Origin of the sequence: Pseudoalteromonas rubra (assembly GCF_005887095.1) — a bacterium.
In the GTDB taxonomy this organism is placed as follows: Bacteria; Pseudomonadota; Gammaproteobacteria; order Enterobacterales; family Alteromonadaceae; genus Pseudoalteromonas; species Pseudoalteromonas rubra_E.
Map to the genome: position 1 here is coordinate 1 of NZ_PNCI01000190.1, position 475 is coordinate 475.

Here is a 475-nt window from a genome sequence, read left to right on the forward strand (position 1 = left end):
CGATCACTTTAAAGTAGGCCGGATCAGAACACAGCTTAGCGCCGACGAAATCGCTCATTTACAATCTATTCCCGCACTGCACGATGCTAATTTTGATCGCATTTATAAACAACTTGCCGACAATTTTGGCGCCGGTGTTATTCCGCATCCGAATAACGAACAAGTCAATGTTAAGCAACTTGGTAATGCTGTTTTAAAAGCCACTATGGATGAGCAAGGGCTTAAAGTTTCGCTATTATTTAAATATAAAAATAAAAATTATTTAGCGGGAACAGCACCCGTGAGTTTAATAAATAGTGCATTTGAAAACACAGTAACAAATGAGTTAGTAAATTTAGGTTTTGAGTTTTGTAAAGGGGGTTTACAAAGTGAGTTTGTATTTAATAAACAATCACCTATACATTTACATTGGCTTGTTTACGAAGTATTCCCTGGCTTTAAAAAGCGTGGCTGGCAGGTAACTCAAACTAAAGTA

General features: G+C 36.8%; 1 pseudogene. It reads left to right on the forward strand.

The annotated features are described in order from the left end of the window. A pseudogene (locus tag CWB99_RS23830) lies at positions 1-475 on the forward strand (DEAD/DEAH box helicase); the annotation flags it as partial.